Origin of the sequence: Stenotrophomonas sp. 278 (genome assembly GCF_003935715.1) — a bacterium.
GTDB lineage: Bacteria > Pseudomonadota > Gammaproteobacteria > Xanthomonadales > Xanthomonadaceae > Stenotrophomonas > Stenotrophomonas maltophilia_AH.
Window position 1 is genome coordinate 1 of the sequence record NZ_RHPP01000167.1, and the last position, 7,739, is coordinate 7,739.

General features: G+C 67.2%; 7 protein-coding genes and 1 pseudogene. 4 read left to right on the forward strand and 4 right to left on the reverse strand.

Going from position 1 to position 7,739, the window contains the following annotated elements; translation table 11 throughout:
• Positions 1–729, forward strand: a pseudogene (locus EGJ34_RS19175) (hypothetical protein); the annotation flags it as partial.
• 48 nt (positions 730–777) lie between these two features.
• Here the strand turns inward: EGJ34_RS19175 and EGJ34_RS19180 are convergent.
• From EGJ34_RS19180 to EGJ34_RS19190, 3 genes are all read right to left on the reverse strand, one after another.
• Positions 778–1,110: an I78 family peptidase inhibitor gene (locus tag EGJ34_RS19180; RefSeq protein WP_125362051.1), complete on the reverse strand. Its 333-nt coding sequence runs from the start codon at positions 1,108–1,110 to the stop codon at positions 778–780.
• A gap of 172 nt (positions 1,111–1,282) precedes the next feature.
• The gene (locus tag EGJ34_RS19185; protein WP_125362052.1) at positions 1,283–2,341 is read right to left on the reverse strand and encodes a ribonuclease H-like domain-containing protein; all 1,059 of its coding nucleotides are present in this window, start codon (positions 2,339–2,341) and stop codon (positions 1,283–1,285) included.
• The gene (locus EGJ34_RS19190; protein ID WP_125362053.1) at positions 2,338–4,812 is read right to left on the reverse strand and encodes a DEAD/DEAH box helicase; all 2,475 of its coding nucleotides are present in this window, start codon (positions 4,810–4,812) and stop codon (positions 2,338–2,340) included. The genes EGJ34_RS19185 and EGJ34_RS19190 overlap by 4 nt, the downstream gene beginning before the upstream one ends.
• 221 nt (positions 4,813–5,033) lie before the next feature.
• On the opposite strand from EGJ34_RS19190, the gene EGJ34_RS19195 reads away from it, so the two are divergent.
• The 3 genes from EGJ34_RS19195 to EGJ34_RS19205 all read left to right on the forward strand — a co-directional run bounded on the left by EGJ34_RS19195 (position 5,034) and on the right by EGJ34_RS19205 (position 6,288).
• Positions 5,034–5,450, forward strand: coding sequence for a hypothetical protein (locus tag EGJ34_RS19195; RefSeq protein WP_260477063.1), 417 nt, complete (start codon positions 5,034–5,036; stop codon positions 5,448–5,450).
• Between the two features lie 68 nt (positions 5,451–5,518).
• Entirely contained in the window at positions 5,519–5,986 is a 468-nt protein-coding gene (locus EGJ34_RS19200; protein WP_185750253.1) for a hypothetical protein, read from the forward strand.
• Positions 5,983–6,288, forward strand: coding sequence for a type II toxin-antitoxin system RelE/ParE family toxin (locus EGJ34_RS19205; protein ID WP_125362055.1), 306 nt, complete (start codon positions 5,983–5,985; stop codon positions 6,286–6,288). The genes EGJ34_RS19200 and EGJ34_RS19205 overlap by 4 nt, the downstream gene beginning before the upstream one ends.
• Here the strand turns inward: EGJ34_RS19205 and EGJ34_RS22370 are convergent.
• The coding region (locus tag EGJ34_RS22370) for a hypothetical protein (protein ID WP_185750254.1) at positions 6,280–7,739 on the reverse strand (1,460 nt) is incomplete at its 5' end. The genes EGJ34_RS19205 and EGJ34_RS22370 overlap by 9 nt on opposite strands.

Genomic DNA, 7,739 nt, shown 5'->3' on the forward strand with positions numbered 1-7,739 from the left:
GTGCGCGCCATGCCGGCACCAAGCGGCGTGCCCGCACCGGCACCGGCACCCAAGCCGGCCGCCGCCCCACGCCCGCCGGTAGCACCTGCGGCACCCGCCGCGCCCCCGGCTCCTCCGGCACCGGATGCTGACACGCGTCCCGTCACCCGGACCCACATGATCACCACCGGCCGCCTGGATCTGTCGCAGCAGCCGGCGCAGGCCTTCGTACTGCTGGATCGGGAAAACAGCTTCTTCGTCGATGGCTCGATGGCCGATATCGAACAGGCCAAGCGCGATGCCAGTGGCAGCAACCATGTGCTGTGGGCACGACGCGGCAACCAGCGCTATCTCATCAACGATCCGGCGCTGATGAAGTCGCTCGCCATGGCGCAGCAGGAAGTCGCCAAGCTGGGACAGGAGCAGGGGCTGCTGGGCTCCCGTCAAGGAGAACTGGGCAAGCGCATGGGGGAAATCTCACTGCGCGCCAGCCGCCAGGCCCTGGCGTCACTGGACGCCGCAGAGATGGCAAACCAGGCGGCACGCCAGGCCCACACGCAGGCTGAAGCCGAACTGGCGGCGCTCAGTGCGAAGCAGCAGCAGGAACTGGCCCGCCAGCAGCAAGGGCTGGCACGCAAGCAGCAGGCCTTGGCACAGCAGCAGAGCCAGGTGTCGGCGAAGATGGCGCGCGATATTCGCAGCGCCATTGATCAGGCGCTGGCCAACGGTACCGCACAGTCGTTGCGTTGAGCTCGCCGGGCATCAGGCATGACGCGCCATGCGCGTCTCAGCGCATGATCAGTTACAACCGATCCGTTCGATCCGGTTCTGCGCATCCACATGGATGGTCAGACGATCCTCGCGAAAGTCCATGGTCACCGCCATGTTCGGCTTGACCACGCGCGCATGCTTGGCCCCGCTGTCTTTCACTGCCTTTTCCACCAGTGCCGCGTCGGCGACCTTGCCGACCAGACTCTCCAGCGCCTCGGGCCGGCACGGCGTGGGCGTGCTACCCACCGGTACCGGATCGACCACCGCCTGCGGCGGCTCCTCGGCAGTGTTCTTCGGCGGCTGGCTGCATGCGGCCAGGGGCAGGGCACAGCTGACCAGCAGCAACAAAGAAAGGCGCATGGCGGGCTCCTACAAGGTAGTGGTGTGCACAGCATGCACCGCATTGGCTGCACCTGATGTCAACAGCATCGCGATCCTGTAGTGCCGGGCCTTGCCCGGCACCGAAGCGCCCGCGAAAGGCCAGCCGGGCAGAGCCCGGCTCTACATGGCATCCAGCGGGGGCGGCGTTGCATCAAGCACCATCAGGTGCCTGCAGGGCCAGCGTCTCCCGCTCCCGCTGCTCCTCGGCCACCAGCCGCAGCATCAGCTGGGCCAGGGTGACCACGTCCTGGTGGTTGTGCTCGGCGACACGGCGCAGGTTGAGTGCGCTGCCGCCGCGCAGATAGTTCAGCCAGGCGGCCGGTGCCTCCGAGCCGGGCAGGTCGTCCTCGCGCACGATCTGCAGCAGCTGCCGCTCGATGGTGGCCAGCCGGCAGTTTTCCCAGGTGCCGCGGTAGCGCCGGCGGGTCGGGAACAGCAGGTCCACATGGTCGAGCGCGCTGATCGGTTCGCGCTGTCGCGCCAGCCGGTATCGCGTCTTCAGCAGCGGCGCGTCGTAACAACGCCCGTTGTAGCTGCAGAACACCGTGGACGGCTGCAGCCAGCTGGCAAAGGTGCGCAGCATGGCGGTTTCCGCCGCCATGGTGGTCATCAGCAGCTGGCGGATGCGCAGCCCCGTACCCTGCTGCACATCATGGTGCCAATCCGCCGCACCGATCATGAACGCACGGGTGCCGGTGCCGCCCGCCAGGCCGGTGGTTTCGGTGTCGAAGAACAGCAGATCCTGCGGCTGCACGGCTTCGCCTTCGCGGCGGGCAAACGCCAATGACAGCGGAGTGGTGGGGATGACCTGCGGCAGGAAGGCTTCAATCAGGAACAGGCCGTCGGCAATCTGCTCGCCTGGTACATGGCGGTCCTGTGCCGATGCGCGCGGACGTGCGCTGGCAGTGCCGCGCTCGCGCAGGCCGAGCAGGCGGTGCAGACCGCCGACATCCGGTTTGCGCAGCGCCGGTGCAGGCACTGCCGCGGCGGCGGGCGGTGCGGCAATGCCGGTCGGCTTGTGCTTGATCTCCTGTTCGACCCAGGCAAACACCGAATCCGGCGCTGGTTTGCGCGCGCGCGCCTCATTGGCCGCTGGCGGCAAGGCAGGTTCGACTGCAGGCACCGTGGGCGCGGGCGTGGACGGAGGTGCCGGTGTGGCATCGCCCGCCTGTCGGCGCAGCAGGCGCAGCTTGTCCAGGCTGATGCTCAAAAAGGCACGACCTCCACGTCAGTGTGGCGCGCCGCGTCGGGCAGTGCGTGGGCGTCGAACAGGTCCAGCACCTTCAATGCAAGCGCCTTGGGTGTGGTGGCGTCTTCTTCCTGGCCGGCCAGCACCGGGCCCACGCAGGCCGGGCACCCAGCCTTGCAGTCGCAGCGCTGCACCAGCTCGCGCGCGCGCAGCAGCAGTTCGGCCTGGCGGGTCCACAGCGGTTCGCTCAGGCCAACGCCACCGGGGAAGTTGTCGTACAGATACACGGTGGGCACGAACTGCTGCTGCAGCTCGATCGCGCTGGCATCGAACTCCGCGCCACGCAGCTGGCCGCGCCCGCTCTGGTCGGCTACCGCGAACCATGCGCCGTCGCCGTTGCCCACCGCCTTCTGCAGGTCGCGTGCGTCGGCCATCACCGCCACCGTGGCGACGATGTGCAGCGCATAAGCCGCGCCAAGGAAACCATCCAGCGCTTCCTGCTTCGAGTCGAACGCGGTCAGCAGCAGCGCCTGCGGCAACTGCCACCACACCGCCGTGGTATGCAGTTCCTGGTCGGGCAGGTTGACCGGGCCGTAGCCGATGTTTTCATGCGTGTAATAGCGGATCTTCTTGTAGCCGGCCACGCGCCGCACCACGTGCACTTCGCCGTGGTGCGAATCGCCGCGCCCGGCCACGCAGCCGTCGAAGCGATCGAGCACCTTGAGCTTGGTGAAGTCGATGCTGTCGGTGTAGTAGTCCACGTGGGTGCGGGTGACGTAGGCCTTGCGACCTTCCCAGTCCAGCCGCTCCACCTGGTAGGGCGTGGACTGCACCATGTGGATGGCCCCCTCATACAGGGTCAGCGCCGCAGCGGAGTAATCCACTTCCGCGATGATCTGCTGCTTGCCGTCGCTGCGATCCACCACCACGAAGTTGCCGTCCGCGACCGAACGCAGGCTGACCGCATTGGCGGGGTAGCTGTCGGCGATCCACTCCCAGCGGTCGCCCTCGCGGTGCACCACTTCGGTTTCGGCCAGCGCTTCGAGGAACACCAGCGGGTCGATCGGGCCAAACGGGTCGCCGGCCAGGAACGGCAGTTCGAATGCGGCGCAGCGGATGTGGTCGAACAGGATCAGCGGCTGGTCCGGCGCGATGCGCGCATGCTCCGGCGAGGCCTCGGCAAAGAAATCCGGATGCCGCACCACGTACTGGTCCAGCGGCTGCGAGCTGGCCACCATCACGCCCAGCGCGGGCTGCTGGCGGCGGCCCGCGCGGCCGAAGCGCTGCCAGGTCGCGGCCACGCTGCCGGGATAGCCGTTGAGCACCACCACGTCCAGGCTGCCGATATCCACCCCCAGCTCCAGTGCGGAAGTGCTGACAATGCCGTCGATGCTGCCGGCGCGCATGGCACGCTCGGTCTCGCGACGTTCGGTGGGCAGGTAGCCGCCGCGGTAGGCGCGGATGCGCGCCGGCTTGCGCGGGTCGTGATCGAAGATGTCTTTCAGGTACTTGGTGAGCACTTCGACCATCAGCCGGCTCTGCGCGAAGATCAGCGTCTTCAGGCCGGACTTGATCGCAATGCGCGCGATGCGGTTGCTCTGCGAGCGCGCCGAGGCACGCAGGCCGAGGTCGGCGTTGACCACGGGCGGATTCCACAGCAGCACGTGTTTCGGGCCGGTGGGGGCACCGGATTCGGTGATCGCAGTGACCGGCGCTTCAATCAGTGCTTCGGCATGGGCCTTGGGATTGCCGATGGTGGCCGAGCACAGGATGAACTGCGGTTCCACGCCGTAAAACGCGCAGATGCGCTTGAGCCGGCGCAGCACGTTGGTGACATGGCTGCCGAACACGCCGCGGTAGGTGTGGACCTCATCGATGACCACATAGCGCAGGTTCTCGAAGAACTGCGCCCACTTGGTGTGATGCGGCAGGATGGCCTGGTGCAGCATGTCCGGATTGGACACCACGATGTCGCCGTGCAGGCGGATCGCCTGGCGCGCATCGCCGGGGGTGTCGCCGTCGAAGGTGAACGCTTTGACGCCGAGATCGCCGGCACGGTTCAGTTCCAGCAGCTCGGCCACCTGGTCCTGGGCCAGCGCCTTGGTCGGGAACAGATACAGCGCCTTGGCCTTGCCCTGCATGGCCGCGCTGACCACGGGCAGGGTGTAGCACAGCGACTTGCCGCTGGCGGTCGGGGTGACGATGGCGACGTGCTCACCACGCTGGGTGGCCTCCCAGGCTTCGGCCTGGTGGCTGTATAGCTGCTCGATGCCGCGCGCCTTCAATGCGGCGATGAGCGCCGCGGGCACGTCGGCCGGAATCGGCGCGTAGCGACCTTCACGTCCCGGAATCGTAAAACTGCCAGTGATGCGGTCGGCATAGCGCCGTTGCAGCCGCGCGGTCAGCAGCGCGCCATCCCGCGAAGGCAGCCCCTCGGTCGTGGACAGCCGGCGCTCGGCGTCTTCGGTGCGCTTGGCGAGTTCGTAGGCCATGGGAAAAACGGTCTGCAAAGGACAGCAGATAAGCATAGCCCCGTCTCATATCCCGAGACACCGCGTGTAGAGCCGGGCCATGCCCGGCTGGCGCGCCGCCTGAAGCATTCATGAAAAACGAAATCTGAAGCCCCCATCCGTATCCTTGCGCAAGGATGCAGGGTCACGGAGCGGCAGAAGTGGCAACACGTGCAATTCAGGCAGTAACGTTGGCCAGCGCACTGCTGGTCGGCACAGCACATGCCCAATCACCGCCGGTTACCCCACCGGTCGAACCGCCGCCGGCCACGTCGGCACCCCCCCCGGCGAATAACGACAACGTCACCACCCTCGGCGAAGTCCGCGCCGTCAAACCCGAAGACGAGCCCTTGGATCTGTACCGCTTCAAGAATCCGGTAGAACCTGCGCCAAACCGATTCAGCCGCACCTGGAGTGAGCCGCCTTCGGTGGAACAGGTCAGCCTGAGCGGCGGCTACCTGATGATGGGCATCAACGCCGCCCTCGGCGCAGCCGGCAAGGGCATCCACAAACTTACCGGTGGCCCCGATCAAATCCAGTCTGCCACCGCCCGTCCGCCGCCCGAGCTGACCGAAGACCAGCAGCAGCGCGCCCTGCAGCACCAGGACGTCACCCCGTAGAACCGTGCTTGCCCGGCTTCTTTTCAATCGTTATACAATTCCCAAGTAATAATTAAATGGGAACCGTCATGGTCACGACCGTACAACTCGCAACGGCCCGCGAACTAGCGGCGGCTGGCAGCGTCCAGGACACGCTGCTCGTGGGTAGGACTGGCGGCTACGCCGTGCTGTTCAAACTCGGCATCGGCGAACGCGCATTGGCGACCAAGGCGGGGGCGACACGTCTCTTCTCCGGACTTGATGCCGCTGTGCGTGTGCTTCGAAGGGAGCTGGGTATCAATCACTATCAGGTGGATACCAGCGGCTATGCGGAACGTGAGGAGCCCCGGACCCGACCGGACCGGGCCGAAGCCCTGAAACAGAATCACGAGGACGCCGCGTACACCGAGTTCCTCCGTCGGGAAACTGCCAGAGCGTTGACGGATACGCGTCCAAGCCTCTCCACTGAGGAGGCTGAGGCGTACATGGATGCCGTCAAGGAAAGGCATCTGGTGCAGCTGGAAGAGATGATGAGGCGTAAGGAACGTAGTAGGTGAGCGTTGCCTGGACGCCGGGCGCTACCGAGGACCGTCAGCGCTTCTTGGACGCGGCTTTCGAACGTGCCATGGAGAAAGAAGATCCGTCCATCTATCGTGCAGCCCTGGAAGCGGATACGAACATAACGCAGGAAGCCTTGGCCTTGGATGGTGTAGCGACATGGCGGGAAGGGCCGCTAGACGGGACGCGCCTCTATGTCTGCCGCGGGGCTCCCTACCTGCTCGTCTACACCCGTAATGGGAACGATGTACAGATCATCTGGGTCGCGCCAACGGCGTCAAACTGGAAGTCGTCAATCTGAAGCGGGGGGGCACCGCCGCTCCAGCCACCACAACAGCCCTGCCACGGCGACGAATGCCAGCAGCCACGGCCAACGCGGGCCGGGAACTGGCACAGGCGAACCCGAAGCGGCTGCGCTGCCCTGCGTGAGTCGCTGTGCCGTGGTCTGTCGCACCTGCTCGCGATGCAATGACGCCGCGGCGGCGGGATCAAACACGTAGAACGCCTGCGTTGCCTCACCCTGCTGCAGTAGATGCCAACCGGCGGCGGTGGACCAGTAACCCGCACAGCGTTGCGTGCTGCTGACCGGGTCGATCTGCAACGTGACCGTGCTGCCCTGCGGATCGGTCACCTGCGCGCCGTCGGTGATCTGGCAGATCGCCATGCGCTCGCCAGACCACGGCGTGGTCGCTTCCATTCGCGCCGCAACGGCGGCGGGAAGCGCACGCGCGACCTGTGCGAACACCGACGACCACAGTTCGGCGTAGCGATCATCGCGACCGGCCAGCACCAGCCGGTAACTGTCGCTGATCGGAAGCAGTGCCACGCGCCCACGTCCCACGCTGCGCCAGCCGCCCACGGGCTGTCCCTTGGCGTCCTGCAGCAGGGCTTCCGTGCCGGCAGCGCTGGCGTCGAATCGCTCCAGGGTCGGCGGCACGCTGCTGTGCGAGGCCGCATGGGCCTCATCGATGTAGGCGGTGCTGTCAGTCGCGGGCCGCGCCGGTCCTCGTCGCGCCTGCAGCAGCGTACTTTCCGGGTCGGCGGGCAAGATGAGGGGGGCCGCGCGCGTGCCGCCGCGGATCGCCAGTCCCCAGCCACTCAGTACCTGCCGCGCGCTGTCGCTCAACGGACCACCGCTACGCACCAGAACGCCGAGCCCGTCACGCAGCGCCTGCTGGATCAGGCTGCGCTGGGAAGTGCCCAGAGAGGCAAGGCTGCGCTCGTCGAGCACCAGCACATCGGTAGCGGCCAGACGTGCAGCCGTCAGCGCTACCGGTGCATCGCCCAGCATCACCCCGCCGCCGGCGTTCGCCTGCATCTGCACGGTCAGGCCCGTGTCAGTGGCCCAGCGCCGCAGGTACTTCCATTCCGGGCCTGGCGCGGCCGCCAGCATCAGCACCCGCGGTGCGGGCTGGGCCACGGTCTGCAGCGGCACGGGGACGCTGCCCACGGTGTGCTGCCGGGCATCGAGCAGGCGCAGGGTGAATTCGCTGCGGCCCGCGTCGCGGGCGCTGCCCTGCAGCTGCACATTGCCCTGCGCGTCGAGCGGTGCGCGATCCACCACCATGCCGGCAGGGTCCAGCAGCTCGGCACGCGCGTTGGCCACGCCGTGCGCACGCGCGGTCACGGTGAACAGTCCGCCGGGAGCAGTGATCGCCGGCGGCTGCAGGTTCACCCAGCCGCGCGGAGCGGGCGCGGGCTGCAGGGTGACGCGTGCGGGCAGCGCGGTGTCGCGATCACGTGCGGCCAGAC